The organism is Arthrobacter sp. B0427-1-12, from assembly GCF_059092905.1.
Genome location: NZ_JBNHIC010000030.1, coordinates 1 through 24,466 on the forward strand (window position 1 = coordinate 1; position 24,466 = coordinate 24,466).

Annotated in this window: 21 protein-coding genes and 3 pseudogenes; 11 read left to right on the plus strand and 13 right to left on the minus strand. The window is 66.0% G+C overall.

Going from position 1 to position 24,466, the window contains the following annotated elements; genetic code table 11:
* The 7 genes and pseudogenes from AC5RWU_RS16380 to AC5RWU_RS16410 form a co-directional block, all read left to right on the plus strand.
* Window positions 1–227 (plus strand): annotated as a pseudogene (locus tag AC5RWU_RS16380) (aa3-type cytochrome oxidase subunit I); the annotation flags it as partial.
* A 66-nt stretch (window positions 228–293) separates the two neighbouring features.
* A complete protein-coding gene (locus AC5RWU_RS16385) occupies window positions 294–914 on the plus strand; it encodes a maleylpyruvate isomerase family mycothiol-dependent enzyme (protein WP_494037071.1) in 621 nt (206 codons plus the stop codon).
* 221 nt (window positions 915–1,135) lie between these two features.
* A complete protein-coding gene (locus AC5RWU_RS16390; protein ID WP_494037072.1) occupies window positions 1,136–1,747 on the plus strand; it encodes a hypothetical protein in 612 nt (203 codons plus the stop codon).
* A 121-nt stretch (window positions 1,748–1,868) separates the two neighbouring features.
* On the plus strand, window positions 1,869–4,232 hold the full coding sequence (gene treS / locus AC5RWU_RS16395; protein ID WP_494037073.1) for a maltose alpha-D-glucosyltransferase: 2,364 nt from the start codon (window positions 1,869–1,871) through the stop codon (window positions 4,230–4,232).
* A gap of 170 nt (window positions 4,233–4,402) precedes the next feature.
* The gene (locus AC5RWU_RS16400) at window positions 4,403–5,257 is read left to right on the plus strand and encodes a hypothetical protein (protein ID WP_494037074.1); all 855 of its coding nucleotides are present in this window, start codon (window positions 4,403–4,405) and stop codon (window positions 5,255–5,257) included.
* 84 nt (window positions 5,258–5,341) lie between these two features.
* Window positions 5,342–6,568, plus strand: a complete 1,227-nt coding sequence (locus AC5RWU_RS16405; RefSeq protein WP_494037075.1) for a serpin family protein — start codon at window positions 5,342–5,344, stop codon at window positions 6,566–6,568.
* A 31-nt stretch (window positions 6,569–6,599) separates the two neighbouring features.
* Window positions 6,600–7,340 carry a Clp protease N-terminal domain-containing protein gene (locus tag AC5RWU_RS16410; RefSeq protein ID WP_494037076.1) on the plus strand — a complete coding sequence of 247 codons (741 nt, stop codon included), beginning with the start codon at window positions 6,600–6,602 and terminating at the stop codon, window positions 7,338–7,340.
* Between the two features lie 134 nt (window positions 7,341–7,474).
* On the opposite strand, the gene AC5RWU_RS16415 is transcribed toward AC5RWU_RS16410, so the two are convergent.
* The 6 genes and pseudogenes from AC5RWU_RS16415 to AC5RWU_RS16440 form a co-directional block, all read right to left on the minus strand.
* The gene (locus AC5RWU_RS16415; RefSeq protein WP_494037077.1) at window positions 7,475–8,347 is read right to left on the minus strand and encodes a hydroxymethylpyrimidine/phosphomethylpyrimidine kinase; all 873 of its coding nucleotides are present in this window, start codon (window positions 8,345–8,347) and stop codon (window positions 7,475–7,477) included.
* 82 nt (window positions 8,348–8,429) lie between these two features.
* Window positions 8,430–9,386: an arsenic resistance protein gene (locus AC5RWU_RS16420; protein ID WP_494037085.1), complete on the minus strand. Its 957-nt coding sequence runs from the start codon at window positions 9,384–9,386 to the stop codon at window positions 8,430–8,432.
* A gap of 225 nt (window positions 9,387–9,611) precedes the next feature.
* Window positions 9,612–10,073: pseudogene (locus AC5RWU_RS16425) on the minus strand (NAD-dependent epimerase); the annotation flags it as partial.
* Window positions 10,074–10,188: 115 nt separating this feature from the next.
* Window positions 10,189–10,677 carry a hypothetical protein gene (locus tag AC5RWU_RS16430; protein ID WP_494037078.1) on the minus strand — a complete coding sequence of 163 codons (489 nt, stop codon included), beginning with the start codon at window positions 10,675–10,677 and terminating at the stop codon, window positions 10,189–10,191.
* 10 nt (window positions 10,678–10,687) lie between these two features.
* On the minus strand, window positions 10,688–11,353 hold the full coding sequence (locus AC5RWU_RS16435) for a TetR/AcrR family transcriptional regulator (protein ID WP_494037079.1): 666 nt from the start codon (window positions 11,351–11,353) through the stop codon (window positions 10,688–10,690).
* Window positions 11,354–11,434: 81 nt separating this feature from the next.
* Window positions 11,435–12,316: a hypothetical protein gene (locus tag AC5RWU_RS16440; RefSeq protein ID WP_494037080.1), complete on the minus strand. Its 882-nt coding sequence runs from the start codon at window positions 12,314–12,316 to the stop codon at window positions 11,435–11,437.
* A 145-nt stretch (window positions 12,317–12,461) separates the two neighbouring features.
* Between AC5RWU_RS16440 and AC5RWU_RS16445 the strand changes: the two genes are divergently transcribed.
* Entirely contained in the window at window positions 12,462–13,148 is a 687-nt protein-coding gene (locus AC5RWU_RS16445; RefSeq protein WP_494037081.1) for a queuosine precursor transporter, read from the plus strand.
* 176 nt (window positions 13,149–13,324) lie between these two features.
* Here the strand turns inward: AC5RWU_RS16445 and AC5RWU_RS16450 are convergent, their stop codons facing one another.
* The gene (locus AC5RWU_RS16450) at window positions 13,325–13,561 is read right to left on the minus strand and encodes a hypothetical protein (protein ID WP_494037082.1); all 237 of its coding nucleotides are present in this window, start codon (window positions 13,559–13,561) and stop codon (window positions 13,325–13,327) included.
* 548 nt (window positions 13,562–14,109) lie between these two features.
* Here AC5RWU_RS16450 and AC5RWU_RS16455 point away from each other — a divergent pair.
* The gene (locus AC5RWU_RS16455) at window positions 14,110–15,927 is read left to right on the plus strand and encodes a calcineurin-like phosphoesterase C-terminal domain-containing protein (protein WP_494037083.1); all 1,818 of its coding nucleotides are present in this window, start codon (window positions 14,110–14,112) and stop codon (window positions 15,925–15,927) included.
* Window positions 15,928–16,142: 215 nt separating this feature from the next.
* On the opposite strand, the pseudogene AC5RWU_RS16460 reads toward AC5RWU_RS16455, so the two are convergent.
* Window positions 16,143–17,213 (minus strand): annotated as a pseudogene (locus AC5RWU_RS16460) (IS110 family RNA-guided transposase).
* A 75-nt stretch (window positions 17,214–17,288) separates the two neighbouring features.
* Window positions 17,289–18,539, minus strand: coding sequence for a tRNA guanosine(34) transglycosylase Tgt (gene tgt, locus AC5RWU_RS16465; protein WP_494032018.1), 1,251 nt, complete (start codon window positions 18,537–18,539; stop codon window positions 17,289–17,291).
* Between the two features lie 268 nt (window positions 18,540–18,807).
* On the opposite strand from tgt, the gene AC5RWU_RS16470 reads away from it, so the two are divergent.
* Window positions 18,808–19,851 (plus strand): FUSC family protein, encoded by a 1,044-nt coding sequence (locus AC5RWU_RS16470; RefSeq protein WP_494032017.1) that lies wholly within the window; start codon window positions 18,808–18,810, stop codon window positions 19,849–19,851.
* 6 nt (window positions 19,852–19,857) lie between these two features.
* Here the strand turns inward: AC5RWU_RS16470 and AC5RWU_RS16475 are convergent, their stop codons facing one another.
* From AC5RWU_RS16475 to AC5RWU_RS16490, 4 genes are all read right to left on the minus strand, one after another.
* Window positions 19,858–20,631, minus strand: a complete 774-nt coding sequence (locus tag AC5RWU_RS16475; RefSeq protein ID WP_494032016.1) for an SRPBCC family protein — start codon at window positions 20,629–20,631, stop codon at window positions 19,858–19,860.
* A 144-nt stretch (window positions 20,632–20,775) separates the two neighbouring features.
* Complete coding sequence (locus AC5RWU_RS16480; RefSeq protein ID WP_494032015.1) at window positions 20,776–21,741, minus strand: DUF6707 family protein; 966 nt, start codon at window positions 21,739–21,741, stop codon at window positions 20,776–20,778.
* Between the two features lie 488 nt (window positions 21,742–22,229).
* The gene (locus tag AC5RWU_RS16485) at window positions 22,230–22,946 is read right to left on the minus strand and encodes a hypothetical protein (RefSeq protein ID WP_494032014.1); all 717 of its coding nucleotides are present in this window, start codon (window positions 22,944–22,946) and stop codon (window positions 22,230–22,232) included.
* Between the two features lie 243 nt (window positions 22,947–23,189).
* Window positions 23,190–23,729: an NUDIX hydrolase family protein gene (locus AC5RWU_RS16490; protein ID WP_494032013.1), complete on the minus strand. Its 540-nt coding sequence runs from the start codon at window positions 23,727–23,729 to the stop codon at window positions 23,190–23,192.
* A gap of 145 nt (window positions 23,730–23,874) precedes the next feature.
* Between AC5RWU_RS16490 and AC5RWU_RS16495 the strand changes: the two genes are divergently transcribed.
* Entirely contained in the window at window positions 23,875–24,465 is a 591-nt protein-coding gene (locus tag AC5RWU_RS16495) for a YdeI/OmpD-associated family protein (protein ID WP_494032012.1), read from the plus strand.
* The last annotated feature ends 1 nt before the right edge of the window (window position 24,466 follow it).

Genomic DNA, 24,466 nt, shown 5'->3' on the forward strand with positions numbered 1-24,466 from the left:
GCAGCGCGAAGAAGGTCGAGGTGGATGACCCCTGGGGCTTCGGCGGATCGCTGGAGTGGGCCACCTCCTGCCCGCCGCCGCGGCACAACTTCACCTCCCTGCCGCGCATCCGCTCCGAGCGGCCCGCCCTGGACCTGCACCACCCGGAACTGATGCAGACCCACACCCCCACCAAGCCGGCGCCTGTGGCCCAGGTCCTCGGCTCCGCCGACCGGAAGGATGTCTGACCACAGACAAGGTTCGACGTCGGCACTTTCGGTGAGTGCCGACGTCGTGCCCGTTACTATGGGCCCGTGACCGATACCTGGGAAGCGATCCACGCGGAGCGGGCGGCCCTGGCCGCCGACCTCGCGAACCTGAAGGATGCACAGTGGGCCGCACCCTCACTGTGCACCGAGTTCTCCGTCCGGGAGGTGCTGGCGCACCTGACCGCGGCGGCGAGTCTGAATCCCCTTCGGTGGATGGCGGGCGTGATCCGCTGCCGGTTCGACTTTGATAAGCAGGTGGCCATGCGCCTGGCCGAGCACCTGGGCGCAACGCCGGCCGAGACGCTCGCCAATTTCCGCCGGGTGGTCACCAGCAGGACCGCACCTCCCGGCCCGACCGTGGCCTGGCTGGGCGAGGCGATCGTCCATGCCGAAGACATCCGGCGGCCGCTGGGCATAGTCCGTGACTATCCGATCGAGGTGGTGACGCGGGTGGCGGAGTACTACAAGGGGACCGATCTGATTGTCGTGGCGAAGGGACGGATCGGCGGGCTGCGCCTGACGGCGACAGACGGCCCCTTCACCGCCGGCTCCGGTCCGCTGGTCTCCGGCACTACCCTTGCCCTCATCATGGCGATGACGGGACGCGCCGCGTACTGCGACGAGCTTGAGGGCGAGGGTGTCGCGGCGCTGCGCGAGCGCTGCTAGGGCATAGCCCGGTCCAGCGCACGCTGGGCACCGGCACCCAAGCCGGGTGCCGGCGTCGTACCAACGGCGGTAACGACACGGCGCGTCTGCCGCCGGGCCTCTGGCGGGTCCCGGGGCCTGAATGTAGCGTGTTGTGTATCGCAAGGCACTGCTGTGGCTGGGACGGTGGTCTGACCGACAGGACGGGACCAATGAAACCGAACCAGGCAAGCAGCCCCGGCATGAAATCCAGAAGCAGCCCCTCCAGGCGAACTTACACGGCCGCCGGCCTCATTGCCTGCCTGATTCTGTTCGCAGGTGTGGGGCTGGCCGGATGCACCCCGGAGGGGGAACCGGACCCGCCGGAACCGGCCCCGGCGCAAACCTCGACGCCTGCACAAACCCCGACGCCGGCTGAGGCCGAGACGCCGGCCCAAGACCAAACAACGGTTCCAGCCGGCATCCCGGAACCGAGCGCTGCCCCAGAAGGACCGCCGCCGGGACTGTATGAGTGCTGGACCGCCGGACCTGCCACGCCCGTCGCGATGTTCAACGTCAAACTCACGGACGATGGAAGCTACCGCCTGCTCGTCGCGGGCTCCAAAGCGGGGCACTGGTCCTACGACCCCGGGGACAACATCATCACCTTCGAATCCGGAAGCCTCGCGGAAATCTACGAAGGCATTTACGTGCCCGACGCTGACCCGGATGCCACTGCGCGGGAGACGATCTACCTCCATGAATTGGGCAATGGTGGGCCGGGGATCGACACCCGGCACCCGGCCTGCCACCTCAAAACGGACGAATCAATGAATGAAACCTCCGGATTCGGCGCCCGCTTCGGCTGGAAGTAGCCGGCACGGCAGGGCACCGGCGCCTACCGCGCACTAGCGGCTGTACCCGCGGTCTGGCAGTGTTGGAAAAAGCCGGTATAGGCAGCAGATAGCAGTAGTAGAGGATCAAGGAGATAGCCCCATGGTCGATTCGGTTCCTTCGAAAGAGCGCGCGCTTGACGGCCGCTACGGGGACGTCGACGGCGGTGATGCTGTAGAGGAGGAAGCCCTCGAGGAGGAAGCCCTCGAGGAGGAAGCCCTCGAGGCGGGACCTGTCGAGTCGGGGTCGGTCGAGGCGGAGGGCGTCCCTGTCCCCGAAATCACCTACGACGAACAGTTCTATCCGGCCCGCCCCCGCTCCCTGCGGCCGAAGGCCCGGCGCCGCCCCTGGGCACCGGGCCAGCCGCCGTTTGAACCGGATGCCCGCAATAGCGTCTACGTTGAGTGGCTGCGGAACCAGTCGATGCTCGGGGACGCCAAAGTAATTGCCCGCCAGCTCTCAGGCCAGGCGAGCATGTGGCAGAACCCGTTCGCCTACCCGAACCCGAGGGCAGCGGTGGACCGGGCGTCGGTGTGGTTCACCGCGTACCCCTTGTCCTTCATCACCAAGCCCGGCCAGTCCTTCCTCGCTGCTTTGGGGGACGCCGGCCTGTGGAACGCCTTCCAGAAAATCGGCATTAAGGCCATTCACACCGGTCCGGTGAAACTGGCCGGCGGGCTGAACGGCTGGCAGCAGACGCCCAGCGTGGACGGGCACTTCGACCGCATCAGCATGGCCATCGATCCGCTGTTCGGCACAGAGGAAGAGTTCCGGGCCATGTGCCAGGTTGCCACAGACCACGGCGGAACCATTGTGGACGACATCGTGCCCGGGCATACCGGCAAGGGCGCGGACTTCCGGCTTGCCGAGATGAATTACCGGGACTACCCGGGCATCTACCACATGATCGACATCCCGGAATCCGACTGGCATCTGCTCCCGGACGTTCCTGAAGGGAAGGACTCCGTGAACATCGACGCCGCCACGGAACGCGCCCTGCAGGACGCCGGGTACATCATCGGCGAACTCCAGCGGGTCATCTTCTATGAGCCCGGCGTCAAGGAAACCAACTGGAGCGCGACGCGCCCCGTCATGGACACCACCGGCACGTTCCACCGGTGGGTCTACCTGCACTATTTCAAGGCCGGGCAGCCGTCCATCAACTGGCTGGATCCCACCTTCTCCGGCATGCGGCTGGTCCTGGGGGACGCGCTGCACTCCCTCGTGGATCTGGGTACAGGCGCGCTCCGGCTCGACGCCAACGGGTTCCTTGGAGTCGAGAAAAGCGCGGAGGAAACACCGGGCTGGTCGGAAGGGCATCCGCTCTCGGAAGCCGCGAACCAGATCATCGGCAGCATGGTGCGCAAAGTCGGCGGCTTCACCTTCCAGGAGCTGAACCTGAGCATCGATGACATCAAGGCCACCTCCGAGGCCGGCCCGGACCTGTCCTACGACTTCGTGACCCGCCCCGCCTACCATCACGCCCTGGTAACGGCGGATACCGAATTCCTGCGGCTGACCCTGCGATTGGCGATGGAAATCGGCATCGACCAGGCGTCCCTGGTGCACGCGCTGCAGAACCATGACGAACTGACCTATGAACTGGTGCACTTCGCCGCCAGGCACAAGGAGGATGCCTACGAACTCGAGGGCCGGACCCTCACCGGCGCGGAACTGGCGCATACCGTCCAGCAGACCCTGCGGGAAGGTCTGACCGGTGAAGCCGGACCCTACAACCTGGTCTTCACCACCAACGGCATCGCGTGCACGACGGCGAGTGTGATCACCGCGGTCCTGGGCATCAGGGACCTTGAGTCGATCACGGACGAACAGGTGGACCGGATCCGCCGCGTGCACCTGCTGCTGGCCATGTACAACGCCCTGCAGCCCGGAGTCTTCGCCCTGTCCGGCTGGGATCTGTGCGGCATGCTGACCCTGGACCGGTCCAAGGTCGCCCAGCTGGTGGCCCACGGGGACACCCGGTGGATCAACCGCGGCGCGCACGACCTGATGGGCTTCAACCCGTCCGCCCAGGCCTCCACCTCGGGCATGCCCACAGCCGTGAGCCTGTACGGCACCCTTCCCGAACAGCTGGAGGACGAGTCATCATTTGCACGGCAGCTGGCGAAGATCCTGGCCGTCCGTGAGGAGCATGGCATCGCCCGGAGCGGGCTGATCGACGTCCCGGACGTCTCGCACCGCGGCATGCTCGTCATGGTCCACGACCTTCCCTCCGGCCACCGCGAAGTCACGGTCCTGAACTTTTCCGCCCACGACATTGCCGGCACGGTCCGTTCAGAACAGCTCTGGACCGGAGCGGAGGTGACCGACGCGTTCAGCGGCGAAGCCGTGGGAACCGTCGATGACCTGCACAGCTTCTATATCCAGCTGGAGGCTTTCCAGGGCACCGCGCTGCTGGTCACGCCGCCCGAACCGGCGCATGCCGAAGACACGGATCAGGCATAGGTACGACGGCGGCAGGCCGCCTTCCGCCCGGAAGGTTCCGGCACCCAGGCGGCAGGCCGCCGTCGCGCTTCCGGTGTGAGCAATATCTCATCAAATGAGGCGGGTGCCAGGGGGTACCGGCAGTAGGATCGGCGTTACCTATTCGTAATACCTCTGATTGAGCGCGTGATATGGCTGAAGACTCCGTTACCGACGACAAACCGAAACAGTTTCTTGGACTGAGCGGCACCCAGACCATTGGCTCGGCTTTGGCAGCGGTGGCCTCCGCCGTTGTCGGCTCCCATCTCGGCGTGGCCGGAACGCTTGTTGGGGCTGCACTCGGTTCGATTGTCGCCACCGTGGCAACCGCCCTCTTTACCCGGACGCTCAGTTCGGCCAGCATCGCGGCGAAGAAGAAAATTCCGCAGCCCCGATGGCGCGGGCTACGGCCTGGCGGTGGCGGAATGGTGACCGCCGGCGCACCGGCCGAGGTGTCGGATTTCCGGACCAAACTTGCCAGGAGGCGGTTCACGCCCAGGACCTGGCTGACGATCGGGATGGCCAGCGCCGCCGCCTTCGTAATCGCGATGGTGGGTGTCACTGCGGTCGAGTTCGGAACCAACCAGCCGATCTCCACGCTGGTTTCCTCGACGTCGAATATCGACGGCGGCACCACCGGGCCAACCACGACGCTTGGCGAAGTCCTTGGCGGCAGCCCGAGCAGCCAGAACAGCCCGGCGGTTCCGGACGAGGCTGGCGGTCCGACTGCACCGGCCGAGGAGGTGCCCGGGCAGATCGGGGATGGCCCGGTCGACGGCGGCGTGACCACGGACGACGTCCCCGGTATGGGGAAGAGCGTGCCGACGGAAGATCCCGGGACCGGCGACCTGAGCTCTACTTTGCCGACCGAGCCGGCCCCCGCAACCGATCAAGCCCCGGCGCCCGCCCCCGCACCCAAACAGGCACCGGCGCCGTTCTCTGACCCGGGACCGGCCGGCCAGGGTGGCCTGCCGGCTGGCGGCGGAGCCGCGGGCACGGGACAGTAGGCGGCCCGGACGTGAAAGTCAGGCCCGGCGGCTAGCATTCCAACCATCCGAAGTTCCGCTCGCCGATCCCGAGGATGATGCGCCATGACCGCAGATCTCCCAGCCCCGACCTTGCTCAAGTCCGCAGCGGCGCGCGAGTCCGTGGCGCCCTCCGCCTGGGCGGACAGGCAGCGGCAGCTCACGCTGGCTGCCCTTGCCCTGGGGACCAGGATCGTCGCGGGCAGCGGCAGCAGGAATGTTGTCATGTCGCCGGTCGGCCTGCTCTGTGCCCTCGCCATGCTGCGCGCCGGTGCCGGAAGCACGACGGCGGCCGAGCTGGATGCCGTCCTCGGCCTGCCTTTGGAGGACCGGGATGGGGCGATGAATGCGTTGCTGTCCCGGCTGGAGGAGTTCGACGGCGACCCGGGAGCCGTCGACGAGGACGACCCGCCTGACGAGCCCGTGGTCCATCTGGCGCAGGGTCTTTTTGTCGAGAAATCCGAACCCATCGGCGACGCCTACCTGGAAACGCTGGCCCGGCACTATGGCACCGGAATCTACCCGGTCAGCTTCGCCGACGCCGCAAGCGCGAAGGGTGCCATCAACGCATGGACCGCGGCGCACACGGGCGGGCGGGTCCGTGAGGCTCCGGCAGAGTATTCCACCGAGACCGTCTTAAGCCTGCTCAGCACCGTTTACTTTGCCGGGGCGTGGGCATCACCCTTTGATCCGGCACTGACGGCGGATGCAGCGTTCACGCGGACGGACGGTACGCCTGTTCCGGTCCCCATGATGAACCTTGAGGACGCGCTGGCCTATGCGCAGGGTCGGTTCGGCCAGGCTGTGGACCTGCCCTACGGCGAAGGCTTCGTCATGCGTCTGGTGCTGCCGGCCGCAGCCGGGGTGCCGGACCTGGACTGGGGCGGCTGGGAGCAGGTCGGGGCTGTCCTTGACGCGGGCCCCGTGCGGCGCATCGCCCTGTCCCTGCCAAGGTGGGACCATGCCGCCACGACGGATTTGTGCGAACTCCTTCCCAGGCTGGGGCTTGTCGAAACCTTTAGTGACCGCCCGGACCTTGACGCGATCCGGCCGCGCCTGAAAATCAGCGCGGCGGCGCAGGCGGCCAACATCACTGTGGGGGAGAAGGGGAGCGTGGCTGCCGCGGTGACGCAGTTCGACTTCATGGTCACCGGAATGCCGCTCCGGGAAGAGCCTCTGGAGCTGACGTTCGACCGGCCGTTCCTGTACCAGGTGGTGCATGAGGAAACCGGCCTGCCGCTCTTTATGGGCAGGGTGATGGATCCCGCAGCAAAAGGGTCAACCGAGGGTTGACGGAATGGAGGGGTCAACCTAGGGTTGACTCATGACAGATCCAATCCGCATGACGAATCCCGTCCGGCTCGATGACCTGATTGAAGCCATCACCCAGGTCCACGACAATGCATTGGACCAACTGTCCGATGCGGTCCTTGCCGCCGATCACCTCGGAGAGGTGGCGGACCACCTGATCGGCCACTTCGTCGACCAGGCCAGGCGCTCGGGCGCGTCCTGGTCGGACATCGGCAAGAGCATGGGGGTCACCAAACAGGCGGCCCAAAAACGTTTTGTGCCAAAGGGCTCCGGCGAACCGCAGGCCCTTGATCTTAACAAGGGCTTCAGCCAGTTCACGGACCGGGCCAGGAACGTCGTGATGGCAGCGCAGAATGAGGCCCGTGCCGCCGGCAATACGGAAATCCGTCCGGAACACCTGGTGCTGGGGCTCCTGGCTGAGCCGGACGCACCCGGCGCCCGGGCAATTATCGACCAGGGCGTGGCGCTGGAGACGGTCCGGGACGCCGTTGCCGCCGCCCTGCCGCCCGAGGCGGGGCAGCTGCCCGACCTCATTCCCTTCGACCCGCAGGCGCGCAAGGCGCTGGAGCTGACGTTCCGGCAGGCACTGCGGCTGGGCCACAACTACATCGGGACCGAGCACATCCTGCTCGCGCTCCTGGAGCTGGAAGACGGCCAGGGCGAGCTCTCCGGCCTCGGCGTCGACAAGGAGGCTGCCGAAGCGCACATCGCCGCAGCCGTGGCCAAAGTCCTTGCCGCCCGCGAGCAGGAGTGACTGCTGGCGTCTCCACCATGACCAATGGTCATTTCCAGTTGGTTTGCACGTGGCATTCCAGCGGAAAACGACCATTGGTCACTGGGACATTTTCCCCAGGCTGAGGGGCCCGGGCCGGCGTCGCTAGAGCTAGGCTAGAGCGCGGCGTTCGCCAGCGCGGAGGCTTCGGCCGCCCCGCCCTGCCAGAGCGCGTCGAACGGTGCGTTGGAGGAGACCCGGGCCTTGATGCCCTCTGTGACGAAGGCCTTGGCGGCCTGGGCGGCTTCCAGCGGCGTGGCGCCCTTGGCCAGCTCCGCGGCGACGGCGGCGGCCAGCGAGCAGCCGGCACCGCTGACGGCGACCTCGCCCACCTTCGGCGCGCTCAGCACGGCCATGGTCCCGCCGTCGTAGAACACGTCGACGGCGTTCTCGCCGGCCAGCCGCACGCCGCCCTTGGCCAGTACGACGGCGCCGCTCGCCTCATGGATGCGGCGTGCCGCTTCCTTCAGGTCCTCGAGGTCCTTGATCTCCATCCCGGCCAGGGACTCGGACTCGAAGTGGTTGGGGGTTACGAAGGTGGCCAGCGGCAGGATGTTCGCCTTCAGGGCCTGGTCCGTGTCCAGCGCGTGGCCGGGCTCCTGGCCCTTGCAGATCAGCACCGGATCCAGAACGACGTTCTTCCACTCCTGGCTCTTCAGGGCGGCGGCCACGGTGTCGATCGTGGCGGGCGTGCCGAGCATGCCGATTTTCACGGTGTCCAGCGCCTCGGCGTAGCAGGTCTGGATGGCCTCGAGCTGGTCCGCGATCACCTGCGGATCGACCGGCATAAACCGGTGGTTCCAGTTGTCCTTGGGGTCGAAGGAGACGATGCAGGTCAGGGCGGTAATGCCGTAGACGCCCAGCTCCTGGAAGGTCTTCAGGTCCGCCTGCGCGCCCGCACCGCCGGTTGCCTCCGATCCGGCGATAGTCAGCGTGACTGCCGGAGATGTGGTGGCTGCGGAATCAGAAACGGGGGTGTTGAAAGACATGCCGTCTATTGTCCTACCCGCGGCGGGGTGGACGCGAATCCGGGGCCCCGCACCGTTACCTTCGGGCTGGCCGGATGGGCTGTTACGTGTGAATGGCGGCGGCAGTCCGAGCGATACGGGGAATGATTTTCACATAGATGACCATGCCGATGAGTTCGACCAGGGTCTGGGTCACGACCACCAGCGATGCCAGCGCCAGCGGTGCCGGCAGGGCGAGGGCCAAGGGAAGAATTACCAGGGAATTGCGGGTTGCCCCGCTGAAGATCACCGCCCGCGTGCCGGGGGTATCCAGGCGTGCGGCCCGTCCTGCCAGCAGGCCGATGGGAACCATGACGACCAGAAACACCGCATACAGCGGAATGACGGAGAACAGCGCAGGCAGCTGGTGTCCGACTCCTGCGATCTGGGAACCGATGACCACTGCCAGCGTGAGCATCATCAGCGGGACCATCAGTCCTTGCATCATCTTCTTCACTGCCTGCCCGGCGGCGTGGGTGCGGCCCAGGGCCTGGGTCAGTGCAGCCAGGGCCAGCGGTAGCAGGATCAGAAAGACCAGGGCCTGAACGAACGGTTTCGCGTCGATGACGGACACGAGCTGCGGACCGACGAAGATCAGCAGGTAGAGCGGCAGCAGGAGCATCTGGGTGAGCATCAGCAGCGGCGCTGCGGCCAGCAGCCGGTCACTGGCACCGCCGGCCAGGCCGGAGAAGACGATGACATAGTCAATGCACGGAGTCAGCAGCACCAGCAGGACCCCCACCAGCAGGGCGTCATTGCCGGCAACGAAGCGTGACAGCAGGAAGACGACAAGGGGCACGGCCGCAAAGTTCAGCAGCAGCACAGCCGCCATGAACCGCACGTCCCGGACCGCCCTCCCCAGCTGCGCAAACGGGATCCCCAAGACCGTGGCATACAACAGCAGCCCCAGTACGGGGTTGATCGCCATTTCCAGCGGCCCGGCGGCAGCGGGAACAAGCCAGCCGATCATCGCTCCGGCGGCTATCGCACACAGGTACAGACCGATCTGGTGCCGTTCCATCCAATCGACGGGTTTCGCTGGGGTCATCCTCCCATCGTAGGAGAGCCGCATCTCCGCCGGTCTGCTTCCTGCCAAGCCTGTCCTCAGGACCGCGCCCAGCTCCAGCAGCCACTTCGGCGTGGGCAGCCCAAACGGTATCCGCGGCGCGCGCCGTACCTCGGCCAGTTCGCGGTGCTCGGCGAGGAACAGGATCACCTGTAGCAGGTCCTCCACATGGATCCAGCTGAACTGCTGGCTCCCCTTGCCCTGCCGCCCGCCCAGGCCGCAGCGCGCGAGGTTGACGAACGGCCGCATGACTCCGCCTGGTCCCAGCACGATCGCGATGCGCAGGGTGACCTTCCGCACTCCGGGCGCCTCGGCGTCGTTCAGTGCCTGTTCCCACGCCCGGGCGACGTCCACGGAGAAACAGGTGCCCAGTTCGCCGTCGTACTCCGACTGCGGCCGGTCCTCGGCGTGCCGGTAGATGGTGCCGGTGCTGGCGTTGATCCATAACGACGGCGGCCTGCCGCCGCCGGCGGCGCATGTTGCTAGCGCCCGCCCAAGCTCCACTGTCGTTTCCAGGCGGGAGCGGCAGATCTCCGCCTTGTTCGGGCGGTTGTAGCGGCAGCTGACGGACTTGCCGGCGAGGTTGAGGAGTAGGTGTGCGCCGTCGAATACCTGGCTAATGCCTTCGGTATCACCCCACATGACGTCGGCTGTTTCCCGCTGCGGCCGATGGTCCGCACCCCGCCGCCCAGCTCGGCGAAGCGCTGGCGGAAATAGGTGCCGATGAAGCCGGATGTGCCGGCGATGACGACCGTCTTCAAGAGACTCTCACCAGCTTCCACACGCTGGCCCGGCCGATGCCCGCCGCGGTACCGATGGCCAGGGGCACGATCCACCAGCGGCTGTAGACCGAGCTGCCTGGATCAATGATGAGGGTCAGGATGACGGGAACGGCGAAGCCGGCCGCGAAGAACGCCAGCACGTGGAGCCACTGGCTGCCTACCGGCCGCAGCAGCAGGCCAAGCAGCAGCGCCGGCAGGACTCCGACCGCCAGGCCAATGAGCGATCCGATGAAGACGACGTAGAGGGTAAAGCCGATGGAGGCCCCGAGATTGAAGGGATAATCGCTGCTCGTTGTGCCCCAAACTGTTCCGACAGACAGCAGGAAGACGGTGACCATGTAGCCGACGATGAATGCGCCCGGACCGAACGTGACCCGGTGCCGCGGGTTCCGTGGTGGCGGCACTTGCTCGGCGTACCCCTCGGAATCCGGCCAGCCGCCGTCGTACATGTTCTGACTTTTCATCGCCGCGGCATCACTTTTTCGTGCTCTGGATCAGGCTGACGACGTCCTCTGTGATCTTGCGGACAACCGGCAGCCGTGACAGCACGACAAGCTTGGAGATCAGGGGAGCGGCGTCGTCGATCAGTTTCCGCGTGCGCCGCTGTTCCGGTGAGCTGTCGTAGACCCAGAACAGGGTGATGCCCATGTAGACCAGCCAGAGCAGTTCGGGCAGGTCCTCGCGGATGGCCAGCGGCGGCTGCGGCCGGGCCTGGCCGACGGCCTGCCGGAAGAGGGCGATGGACTTGCCGCGCGCGATGGACGCCTGCTCGCCGAAGGGGCTGACAGCCGACGACGGCGGCAGAGCCACGGAGATGAAGCTGGAACCGAACGCGTGATAGGGGGCCATGATATTGACGCCGGTGTGGAGGATGGTCCGCAGCAGCTCGCCGAGGTTGTTGCCCTCCTGAAGCTGGGGGAGCGTGCGCTCGCGGTGCTCGTCCTGCAGGGATCGGTAGAGCTCGTGGATCAGCTCGTCCTTGGATCCGAAGTAGTAGTAGGCATTGCCCACCGAGACTTCCGCGGCCTGGGCGATGGCCCGCATGGTGGTCTTCTCGTAGCCCTCCTCGCGGAATAGCCGCAGCGCAGTGTCCACCAGCCGCTGCCGCGTCTGCTCGCTTTTGACGGTTCTCTCAGCCACGGCACTCCTTTTTGAACGTGTTCAAATCACCATAGCGCTTATTTTTGAACGTGTTCAAAAGCCCCGTTCCCGAGCCCGGGTCTAGAAGATGCTTCGCGGCGGCTTCACCCCGGGCAGCTCCAGGAGGCTGACGTCCGGGCTGGCGTACACCCGGCCGTCTGCGTCCATGGTGATGGCCCACAGGTCAGTGGTCTCGCCCTGCTCCGGCAGGCCCGGTGACTCAGGGTTGCGGAACGTGACCGCGACGTATCCCTGCCCGGGCGTCTGTCCCTGCAGCGTCAGAACCACCCGCGACGGGTCGCCGGCATCGCCTTCGACCCTCCTGCGCCCGACGCCGAATATCCAGTCCCGCGGCGGCCCGTAGGCCTGATCGAGCGAGCGCAGCAAGATCGGCAGTGCGCGTTCGGCATACGCCGCCAGATCCTCGTCCCAGTCAACGCCCTGATTCGCCATTTCCCGCTTGATGTTGGCCAGCATGTGGTAGGCAAGGTCCCGTCCGGTCAGGGCCCTGACTTCCAGCACCGGATCGGCTGCGTAGCTCAGGTTCACAGTGATCGCAGCCTGGCCGCCGGAGCCGACGGGTAGCACGGAAAGACCAGCGCCATCGATCTCCCAGAAGGCCTTTCCGATTCGTGAACTGTAAACCGGCCGTGACACCTCCGGGCCCACGGTGAACACGAACGCGGCCGACTGGTGGAATCCCTGCGGCACCGGCAATGGCCATGGTTCGGCCGAAGCGTAGGTGTGCGGACCGGTCCTTTCGATGTCCACGAGGGCTACCAGGCGGCGGGCGGGGATTGCCAGCCAGTCGCAGAGCTGGGTCATCGCCCGGTTCGGGATGTGGTGGATCTGCAGTTGGCCGGGAGGCCGGTCGAGGCCCCGGGCCTCCAGCTTGAGCGGCTTGGACGGCAGCAGGGGAACCCCGTCCACCACGGCGTCCCCGATTTTCCAGTGCAGCGGCATAGCGGCCTCCCTTCCGCTGCTCCGAGCATACGCCGGGAGCATGGGACAATGAGGGCGGCCTTCCGGCCGGGCCCGCCGCGGCTCCTAGTGCTAATACAGCGGGCGATCCACGCCTGGCGAACCACTACGAAGAATGTGATTTCCCATGACTCAATTGCAGGAAAAGACCCACGCCCAATTCGCCTCCCGGGGCAGCACCCACTACGACCTGATCCTGGCCCTCATGTGCGTGGTCCTGATCCTGTCCAACATCGGAGCATCCAAGGGCGTCGCTTTCGGGCCCATCCTCACGGACGGCGGTTTCTTCCTGTTTCCGCTGGCCTACATCCTGGGCGACGTGGTCAGCGAGGTCTACGGCTTCCGGGCAGCGCGCCGTGCTATCCTCATGGGCTTCGCCATGGCAGTGTTCGCGGCGCTCACCTTCTGGATCATCATCAGCCTGCCCGCGGCGGACTTCTACACGAACCAGGACGCCCTGGCCTCGGTACTGGGGCCGGTGCCGCTGGTAGTGCTCGGCAGCCTGCTCGGCTTCCTCGCCGGGCAGACGCTCAACTCGTGGGTGTTGGTCAGGATGAAGGAACGGACCAAAGAAAAGCACCTGTGGGCGCGCCTGATGACCTCCACCGGGGTTGGTGAGTTCGTCGACACACTGATCTTCTGCGCCATCGCCGCTTCCGTCATCGGCATCACCACCGCCGGCGACTTCGTCAACTATGTCATCGTCGGATTCGCGTACAAGACCGCCGTTGAATTCCTCTTCGTCCCGATCACCAGCACCGTGATCAAGGCGATCAAGAAGCGCGAGCCAAGCTACGGCGTCGTAAGCGCCTGACCCGATCTGAGCCCGTCGTCCTCCACCCGTCGTCCTCCGCCCCCTCCTGAGGAAGCGGCGCTGCTCCGGGGAAGTGGTTCCGGAACCGCTTCAGCGGAGCAAAGCCACGTCCTCGGGAGGAGGCGGGGGGAGATGTTCCTATAGTCAACCTCTTCCAAGAAAATCGGGACCTCCGACTATGGTCGCGTCAAACTCGATGATTCGTGCTGTCCTGATGACTGATAGGCAATTTGAAGACTGTGGGAGTTGGCATGGCTGACCAGGATGATCGTTTGATTTTGATTAAAGGCAAGGACTTTCGGGGTTCCCTTGTCGTCATCAGCGGCTTCGTCACTCTTCTCTTCTGGTGGATCGGGATAGCCGGTTATATAAACGTTGGTGGCTTCAGGAGCGGCGTAGGCCACAACGCTCACATATTTGGCTGCTCATCGCCACATGCGCCTTACTCGCGCAGTCGGCATGAAGCGTCACCGTTCTCACTGAGCATCTCTTGGAGAAAGAGCGTTGGGAGCGGAACTGGCTGGCCCTTGAGAGCTTCCCACTAAACGTTCCTCTTTCAGGCAGCTTCACGAGTTGTCCACCAAAACTACCGACTACCGGTAGCAACGGAGTTTCCCCATATCGTCCTCAGGGGTTACTTGTGCACCACTACCTGGGCATCAGTTGGAATCCGCATCCCTTGGCGGCACTGGGCCTACTTATCTTCACGGTAATCCCCCTTACATTGGTTCTTTCGAGCAGGTGCGAGTAGCGTCTCAGCGGATGGCTGGCAGGGCCGGCAAATCCCTCGAACCAGATCCGTTTGATTTGCCGAAACGGTTAACTCCCGGCGAGAGCAGCATTACCAGCATGTGGCGTGTACATCGCTTCCTCTTTGGTTCCCGTTCATTCGCCTGGGAAAGAGTTGACAGGGCCGGCCACCCCCAACGGGCGGCAGTCACTCAACCGGAGGTTCAATTTCGTGCACCCGTCCCCTACTCCCCAAACAACCTGGTTGTCCCGGCCCCTGCGCCTGACCGCTGCCCTGGCTCTGCTGGCCACCGGCGCCATGGTTGGCCCCGCCGCCATCGCCGCTCCCGCCCCGGCCGAAACCGGCTGGGCCGCCTCCGCCTACCGGGGAGGTGTCGACGTCGTTAACGCTCCGGAGGCCGACCAGCAGACTCTCGATGGCACCGTTTTCGATGACAAGAACAGGAACTCCACCCAGGATTCCGGTGAGCCGGGCATGCCCGGGGTGACGGTCTCCAACGGCCGCGACGTCGTGACGACGGACGGTCAGGGCCGCTATGAGCTGCCGGCATTCGACAACATGACCGTCTTCGTTACCCAGCCGCGCGGCTACCAGGTGCCGGTGGACGAGGACAACATCGCCCAGTTCTTCTACAACCACGTGCCCGAAGGCTCCCCTGAGCTGAAGTACGGCGGCATCGCCCCTACCGGAGCACTGCCTGACAAGGTGAACTTCCCGCTGGCCAAGAGCGACCTGACCCAGTCCCCGGAGCAGCACTGCGTGCTCGGCGCCGACGTTCAGACCTACGACCAGGAAGAAGTCAGATTCGCGCGCAACGGTGTCTTCGCCGACCTGGCCGCCCGCACCGACTATGCCGGCTGCGGCGCCCTGTTCCTTGGCGACATCGTGGGCAACGATCTGTCCCTCTACGCCCAGACCCGCAATCTGACCTCCATGCTCAACGGGCCGGCCCGCTTCCTGCCGGGCAACCACGACCTGGACTTCGACGCGCTGGACGGTGAGCACGAGTTCGACACCTTCCGCGCCCAGTTCGGCCCGGAGTACTACTCCTATGACTCCGGCAAGGCCCACGTTGTGGCACTGAGCAACATCCAGTACCCGACGCAGATCCCGGCGAAGAAGAGCAACTACGCGTACGGCCTGGGCGAGCGCCAGCTCGAGTGGCTGCGCCAGGACATCGCGTCTGTGCCCAAAGACCGGGCGATCGTGATCGCCTCCCACGCGCCGCTGCACGAGTTCTACTACTCCAGCGGCTACACCCACGCCCAGATCGAGGAAATCTACGAGATCCTCAAGGGCCGTGAGGTGGTCTCCGTCGCCGGGCACACCCACATGTCCGAGAACCTCCGCCAGGGCGACCTGATGGCCGGCTGGACCGACACACTCGGCGACGCAGGCCTGCCGTTCACCCACCTGACTGTCCCGGCAGTGTCCGGCCAGTGGTACAACGGCCGGGTGCTCGAGGAGGGCTTCCCCACCTCCGTGCAGCGTGACGGGACCCCTCCCGGCGTACTGACCCTGGACATCAAGAACACGGAGATCCGCGAGCGTTTCACCGCCACCGGCGACGACGGTTCCGACCAGATGGCCCTGGGCATCAACTCCCCCGCCTACCGTGCCTGGTACGACACGTACACGGACCGGCGCGGCACGGCTCCGGCCCCGCAGAACCCGAACGCCGTGGCCCAGGGCGAACTCGCTGAGACCTGGCTGACCACCAACTTCTGGATGGGCTCCACCGGCTCCACCGTGAAGGTATCCATTGACGGCGGCGAGACCACCGAGGCCACGCGTACCCAGTCGATGACCGCCGATGACGTGCCGCTGATCGGCGCCGAGTACACCGATCCGGCCGCCAGCCTCGAGCAGCTGGTGCACGGCGGCGGCCTCCACGACCGCACCTCCCACCTGTGGCGCCTCGAGCTGCCGGCCGACCTGGCCGTCGGCGAGCACACCGCCACCGTCACCGCCACCGACGTCCACGGCCGCGAGTTCACCGAGACGATCACCTTCGAGGTCACCGACTAACCTTTCCCTGCGTACGACGTCGGGTGGTTGCGTAACGCAGCCACCCGCCGCCGGGCGCTGGCCTGTCCACCCGAGCGCCGAGAACATCGCGCGACAGAATCAGGCTGACCGGTCTCCGAACCTAACAAATTGGACTACGTCTGCTGATGACAATTTTGCGCGGCCATACGCGGAGGTCACATGCAGCAGGCCTCCGGTGCTGGGTTTCAAGCGGACTAGCTAGCCTGAGGTGTTTGCTGCAAATCATTCTTCAGCGCGTGGTAGAGCCCTCTGGCGATATAGCGTTTAAGGCAGCGGATCGCGTCGGATTTCGAGTGGCCCTGTGCGCGTTTGCGCTCCAGGTAGGCCTGGGATCTGGGGTCGTAGCGAAGCCGGCAGATGGCAATGAGGCAGATGACCCTGTTGGCGCGGCGATTACCGCCGCGGTGCAGGCGCATCCGATGCGATTTGCCGGATGAGACGGGCACGGGTGCAACCCCGCAGAGGCGCGCGAAGGCTGCCTCGCTCCGGAAACGGTCGATGTTTTGCCCCGCCGTGATGAGCAGCTGCGCCACGCTGACCGGCCCCACCTGAGCAGGGCCATGGTCCGTGGCGCCACGGCGTTGACCAGTTTGTCCAGGTGCTTGTCAACGTCCTTGATCTGGGCGGTGAGCTCGTGGACACGCCGGCCCAGTTCGCGAAGTGGTACTTCACCGCCTGTTCGGGTTCGTCAAGGCGGTTCAGCTCCGGCCGCAGGCTCCGGGCATGGGTGGCTTTTCCCTCAAGCGTCTTGGCATCCAGCCGGGCCCTGAGCCCTGTCGGGGCCGTGAGCAGGATGTCCCGAAGCTGCACGAAGGCGGCGCTGCGGGATTTGACCGCCGAATCCCGCGGCAGGTGCAGGTTTCTGATGGCCTCCACCGCTCCGGTGGTGTCTTTGCCGGTGAGGAGCATTCTCCCGACAGAACTTTCCGGGCCGCCGCCTCTGCATCGATGGCATCGTTCTTGTCCTTCCGGTTGCGCACCTGGTCGTGGCTGCGGTTGACCTCGACCACGTCGATTCCGGCGGCCAGCAGATGCCGGGTCAGCCCGGCTCCGTAGGATCCGGTGCACTCAACACCAAAGACATTGATGATCCCGAAGCCGGCCGCCCAGTCCAGAAGCTGCTGGTAACCGTTCAGGTCCGTAGTGAATTGTTCCGTTCCCAGCAGCCGGCCGTCCTGGTCAATGGCTGCAGCATGATGAACCAGGGAATGGGTATCCACACCGATGGTCACGGCCTTGACGGGCATCGTCGCTACAAGAGTCAGTCGCTACAAGAGTCATGTGTGCCTTTCCTGTCGGTTCCGGAAGAAGGCGAGCAAGATTGACCGGGCCGGGCGGAACTAGCGGGCGTAGTACCGGCCCAGGGTCTCGGCCTTGAAGTCGAAAAAGGTGCCGTCCTCGATCGCCAGCCGGGCATCGTCCACCAGTTTAATGATGAACCGCTCATTGTGGATCGAGATCAGGGTGTGGCTGACCAGCTCGTTGGCCTTGTACAGGTGATGGATGTACGCGCGGGTGTAGTTCGCGCAGGCGTAGCAGTCACAGCCCTCCACCAGCGGGGTGAAGTCCCGCTTGAACCGGGCATTGGACAGGTTCTTCCGGCCGTCCGGAGTGTAGAAGGCGGAGTTGCGGGCCACACGGGTGGGGGAGACGCAGTCGAAGGTGTCCGCGCCGTTCTCGATGGCCACGAAGATGTCATCCGGCTCGGAGATGCCCAGCAGGTGGCGCGGCTTGTCCTCCGGCAGTTCCTCATTGCACCAGCGCACGATCGTGCCCAGGTTCTCCTTCTCCAGCGCCCCGCCGATGCCGAAGCCGTCGAAGTTCATCGCGCCCAGGTCCCGGCAGGCCTTGCGGCGCAGGTCCTCGTACTGGGCGCCCTGGATCACACCGAAGAGCGCCTGGTACGGCCGGTGCGCGCGCTCTTCCGTGAGCCGCTCATGCTCCACGATGCAGCGCTCGGCCCACAGCCGGGTCCGTTCCAGCGACTCCTCCTGGTAACGCCGGGAATTCATCAGCGTGGTCAGCTCATCGAAGGCGAACATGATGTCCGCGCCGATCCGGTGCTGGACCTGCATGGAGATTTCCGGGGTGAACCGGTGCCGGTCGCCGTTGAGGTGGCTCTTGAACCACACGCCGTCGTCGTCCACATGCGCTAGCCGTTCCTTGCCCGCGGCCACCCGGTCGTCCGCCCCTTCGGCGCCGTGGGAGGCATCCATGTTGATGACCTTCTTGAAGCCGGAGCCCAGCGACATGACCTGGAATCCGCCCGAGTCCGTGAAAGTGGGGCCGGACCAGTTCATGAACTTCCCCAGCCCGCCGGCCTCGTCCAGAATGTCCGCCCCTGGCTGCAGGTACAGGTGGTATGCGTTGGCCAGCAGTGCCTGCGCACCCAGTTCCTTCATGGATTCGGGCAGCACCGCCTTGACGGTGGCCTTGGTTCCGACGGCGATGAACGCCGGCGTCTGGATCTCGCCGTGGGGTGTGGTGATGGTCCCGGACCGGCCCAGGAATTCGCCTTCCGGAGCGGCGGCGATGGGGGCGGTTTCGGACAGGCGCTTGCCTACGGCAAAGGAGAAATCAGATTGGGGCACCTATCCATTTTGCCCTAGGGAGTGAAATACCGGGATTTGGCCTCCGGACCTGGATAATGTCCGCTGCCTGCGACCGGTATCACGGCCCTGGGCAGGCAATCTCACGCGGCTGTCCCGGAGCAGGCGACAAAAGGCGGGATAAAATTGGTGTTGGCATTGTGCTGTTTTCCGGTCCGGCTGCTGTCCGCAGGACGGACCTAGGTACGTGACGCCGCTGTCGCCGCTTTCCATCCGTCAGGTTCCATCCGAAAGGGCGTGAGCTGCTTTTTTGAAACACCACGTACGCGAATTCTTCCGGGTCGGCCCGGCACGCAATGACCATCATCCGGCAATCCGCTGCGCGGTCGGCGTCGCCGTGCCGCTGCTGGCACTGCTTGCCATGGGCCGCTACGACCTGATGATTTTTGCGTCCTTCGGTGCATTCACGGGCATCTATGGCCGGGGTGAACTCCACCGCGAACGGTTCCTGCACCAGGGCCAGACCGGAATCGTCCTGGTCGTGACCATGATGGCGGGCGCCTTGACGGCGATGTCCGGCCCGGGCCCATGGGAGCTGGTCATCGGCACGGTCATCGTGGCCGGGCTGGGCTCCCTGATCACCACGTTCTTCGACCTGCGGCCCCGCGGTTCACTCTTCTACATCTTCGCGTACGCCGCCATCTCTTCGATTCCCCTGACCGCGCAGCTGTGGGAGGCCTTCCTGACGGCGGCGGCCAGCGTTGTGCTGTCAATGCTGATCGGAATCAGTGCCCGCGTTGTTCCCAGCCACCGCCAGCCCTGGACCGCCTCGGCCAGGCCCAAGCCCAGCGCCGAGCAGCGCCGGGAGTTCTACATCGAGGCCCTGCTGTACGCTGCGGCTGCAGCCATTGCCGGCGGCATTGCGACGGCGGCCGGCCTGGGCCACAACTACTGGGCGATGATCGCGGCGGTCGTCCCGCTGGTCGGTCCCACCGTGGCCCACCGGGTAGGACGGGGTGTGCATCGTATCCTCGGCACCTTCGCCGGCCTGGTGGCCACGATGGCCTTGCTGGCCCCGCAGCCTGAGCCCTGGGTCTTGGTCCTGATCGTGGTGGCGCTCCAGTTCGCCGCGGAGATGTTCATCCTGCGCCACTACAGTCTGGCCCAGATCTTCGTTACTCCGCTGGCGCTGGTCATGACCCAGCTGGCACACCGGAGCGACCCGATGGTACTGATTCGGGACCGCGCCATCGAAACGGTGATCGGTGCCAGCGTAGGCATGCTCCTGGTGGTCATCATGCACCAGCGCACCGCGGCGGAGAAGAAGTTCCGGCGCCTGCTCCGGCTGCCCTAAACCGTCTTAGACCACCGGCTCGGAGCCGGGCAGATTCTCCGCGCGCCAGGTGTCCCAGCGCCCGCGCAGCTGCGCCAGGTCATGCGCACCCAGGCCGTAGCTGGAGACGATGACCATCGTGCCGCCGTCGGGCCTGCCCTCTGCGGGCGGCTGGTCCGCGACGATCAGCAGCCCGTCGCCGTGATCCGCGTAGCGGGACACCGTCAGGCCCAGCTGGCGTTCCGTGCGGTACCAGACCTTGCCGCTCAGTTCTTCGCCGGTGGCGGCCATGACCCGGTACGGCGCGCCAATGTCCGGCAGATCCGCCAGGCCCAGCCGGTCGAGAATGGATCCGGATGTGCCGGTGGCGCCGGACAGGAACGTGGTCTGCCGGGTGCCGTGCGGGTGGTGTTCGAGCGCAAAGCGGAGCTGGTGCAGGAAGCTGATCCAGCCTTCGGTGATGTCCGCGTTGAACTGGGCCCAGTCGGAGTCCTCGCGCACCGGAGCCCGCCGTATGGTCACGCGCGTGCCGTCGCCGACCGGTTCCAGGATGAACCGGTCCCCGCTGCCGAGCGTGAGGCCCAGGTGGTCCTCCTGCTCGGTGGCATCGGTGAAGTAGATCTGCTGGATCTCCTCCGCCAGGCCGCCGTCGCCGTAGTTCCAGCCGTGCCATTGAGCGAGCAGGGACGGTTCCCGCAGCATGACCCAGATCTGCCGGGCATCCGCGTTGATGTGGACGCTGAGGGGATCTGGATCCAGGTGGGCGGAGGTGGGCTGTGGCGTTCCGGCACTGTCCGTCATAGCCTCGACTCTACGCGGCGGGACCAGACCGGAACAGGCCCCGCCTCGCTACCCCCGGCTGGCTCCGCAGCACGCGCTCGAAAGAGCGCTCATCCGTGCGTGAACTGCGGAGCGAAACGGGTGGCGCAGCCACGGAGCCGGCGTTCAGTGCTGATCGGTGAGGCCGCGGATGGCGACGAGCTCGTTGTTGATCCGGCGGTCCAGTTCGGCGGCGTTGAGGGTCTGCGAGCCGCCGTGGGCGCGCAGGTACATGAGCGTGCCCAAACGCAGCAGGCGCCAGTCCTTTTCCGTCTTCTTGTCCACGTGGGCCACCGCCCGGCTGATTTCCCGGTCGTAGAGGTTCGGCTCGTTGAGCTGGCGCTGCCGGAACTGCGCATTGAGCTTGGCCTTGAGCGGATCCGTCTCGGCGTCGTCGGGGACCCGCAGCGCTGCAGCATAGGCCTCGGACCGCTGGGTGTCTCCGGCCTGCCGGGTGATGTGCGCGGCAATGGCCAGGCAGCTTTCGATCCACTTCCACCGGCCGAAATTGCCGTCGAAGGGCAGGTCCGTGATCAGCTCGGCCACCGTCAGCGCCCGCTGCGGATCGTCCACGTCCACGTACAGGATGTGTGCCAGGTCCCGCACGTCCTGCAGGTTGCTGCCGGACTTCATGTTCAGCCCCTTGGCCAGCCGTGCGGCGACGCGCTGCACCTTGGCGTTGCCCGGATGGGCGGCGGCGACGTCGGCGATGACCCCTTCCGGCGTGCTCTCCTCGGCCGGAATCCAGTCCGGTTCCCCGAGGCCAAGCAGCGTCGCGGCCTGCGCTGCCGCGCCGCCGGTGGCGGCCGCGTCGGGTCGGGGCACGCCAGGCGCGGCGGCTTCGGCAGCGGGGACGGCGCCGGCGTCGTTCCGGTCAGCCTCCACATGCACGGCCGAACCGACCGCGATCCGCACCGTGCCGCCGTCGTTCAGCTGGGCGAGCACCAGGGCGGGCGTGCCGAAGTCATCCTTCTCGATGCTGGTGGCCACCACCGGTGCCGATGTCTGGACCGGCGTCACGATCCGTTGGCCGGCCGCAATATCCTCAGCTTTGACACGCCGAACGTATGTCTCTGGCTGAGTTTCTGTCATCGCAGCATCCTTCTTGTCTGGGCAGGTCCGCCCTCCAGTATAGGAAGCGGAACCGGGAAACCTGTCACCGCGGGTTATCCACAGGGTGCCGGCCGGCTGCGCGGCGCGATCCTAGACTGGGGGCGTGCAGACCATTCGAGGTACCGCGGCAACGCGTGACGGTGGGCGGCGGGGCGGCGGCAGGCGGGGGGCGGGCCCGGCGGATCGACCGCGCGCTGCGCCGCTGTCTGACCGGAGCGCTGGTGCTGCTGGCCGCCGTCGTGTTCTGCCTCTGGATCGCGCCGCCGCTGGCGGAGCTGCTGCCCAGCGCCGGGGAACTGCTCATGGGGATCGGATTTGCTGCCGCTCTGGGTGGTCTGTGGACGCTCGTGTCCGCCGCGGCCTCCGGGCTGCTGGTGCTGGGGAGGGTCTTGTCGCCGGGCTATGGGGCGGCGGGGACGACGGCGACGAGGGGGAGGAAGATTGCGGCGGGGGTGACTGAGACGGCGTTAGGCCGTTTCCTCCTGATGTGTAGTTCCCTTCGGACGGGCTGCCGTACTGCGCAGCGAATTCCTGGCCGAGAGGGAACGGTCATCCAGATCCAGCACCTGCCAGCCGACGTAGATGAGCGCCACGGCCTGGACGGCGGCCGCCATGGTGGGGACAAAGACGCCGTAGGGAAGGAGGATCGGAAGGCCCATGCCGACGAACATCACCACGGCTGGCCACCACGGCAGGAAGCCGCTGCGCCAGAGGGCCAGCAAAAACATCGGCACCGCAATGAGCGTGCAGAAAACAGCCGGGAGGAAAATTGCGTTGCTGGGCAACTGACCCGGGTACGCTTCGGCGATTGCGGCCAGTTGGCCGGCGGGTACGCCGACAGTGTCTGCGGCGAGCAGGAACCAGAAGATCTGTGCGATGGGAATGAAGCTGGCAGTTCCGACGAAGGCGAGGCATCCGGCGAGGTGGCCCCAGATGCCGCCTTCCGGCCGCAGCATTTCAAACAGGCCGAGGATGGATGCGGCCAGCGCAATGAGGCCGTAGTGCAGCAGGAGCGGGCCGATTTCGCTGGCTGAGGAACTGCCGATGACGCCCTGTGCGAAGGCTTCTTCGGAACCGTCACGCCCCCACGGCCAGACAGCGAATGCGACGGTGTTGAAGACCCCGGCGGCGAAAAGCGAGGTTGCGGTGGCAATGCGGCGGAAACGGAGTGGGTGACTGAGCATGGCGGGCTCCTTTGCGCGGACGGCCCCCGTCCTGCGCGGAGGACCGTTTCCTGACAACACCAATGCTGGCACCGCGGACGGGCCGGTAACATCCTCAAATTTGGGGTAGGGCAGGGCTCATTTTGGGTCTGTTGCGGCGGCCGATCGCCGCTGGTGAAAACGATTTTCCTGCCGCCGGCCTATGCAGCTGCCGCTGGCCTTGTCCTTCGGGGACCGGAACGGTATGGTGCCGCCGTCGTCAGCCTATCTGCCGAAGCCAGCGTGGGCTATCGCCTGGCGGAGCAGGTCCCCTCGCCCGCCGGCGAGCTCTTCCTGGACTGCCGGGCTCAGTGCTTCCTCCGGCGTCATCCATGTCAGCTCCAACGCATCCTGCCGCGGGTCGCATTCGCCGGAGACCGGAATGATGTAGGCCAGGGCGACAGCGTGCTGGCGGTCATCGGTGAAATTGGTCTGCGACGGCGTCGGGAAGTACTCCGCAATGGTGAACGGTACGGGACTGACCGGCAGCTGCGGCAGCGCCAGCGGGCCCAGGTCCTTCTCCAAGTGGCGCAGCAGGGCGGCGCGGATAGTCTCCCGGTACAGCACGCGCCCGGAGACAAAGGAACGGATCATTGTGCCTTCGTTGTCCGCCTGCAGCAGCAGCCCGATCTCAGTTACGTACCCCAGGGGGTCCAGCCGGACGGGAATGGCTTCCACATAAACCATGGGAAGCCGCTGGCGGGCTTCATAGAGGTCCTCTTCCGAAAGCCAGCCGGGATACGGGTCTGGGGTGCGTACATTCATGTACTTGTTTTATCGCATGGCCACGGGTGCCGTCATCCGGCAGGTCCGTGCGCCGTAATGGAGCCGCGGGGCCGGGGCCGGGTCCCGGGGGATAATGAATCCTTGCCAGCGCGCATTTACGCCCGTACCCGGATCGGAGGATCTGATGGCCGTGGACCTGCCCGAACTGCTGCTGCCTGACGCCGCTGCCTGGCGCAGGTGGCTGGAGCAGAACCACGCGGACAGTCCGGGAGTCTGGCTGGTGCTGCACAAGAAGGGCGGCAATGTTACGGCGCTGACCTACGCCGCCGCCCTGGATGAGGCGCTGTGCTTTGGCTGGATCGACGGCCAGGCCAGGCGGCGGGATGCGCAGAGTTCCTTCCAGCGGTTCACCCGGCGCGGACCACGCAGTGCCTGGTCCGCGCGTAACGTTGGGCATGTGGCCCGGTTGGCCGAGGAGGACCGGATGCGGCCGGCGGGCTGGGCGGCCGTGGAGGCGGCCAAGGCGGACGGGCGATGGGAGCGGGCCCACGCCGGGCCGGCGGCGGCCGAGGTGCCGGAGGATCTCGCTGCGGCGATTGGCGCGAATCCGGCGGCGCAGGCGATGTTCGACGTACTCACGGCGCAGAACCGCTTCGCGCTGATCTACCGGCTGGGCCAGGTCAGGACACCGGCGGCCCGTGAGCGGAAGATCGCCGGTTTCGTCGACATGCTGGCCCGGTATGAAGCTCCGTATCCGCAGAAGCGCCGCCCCTGAT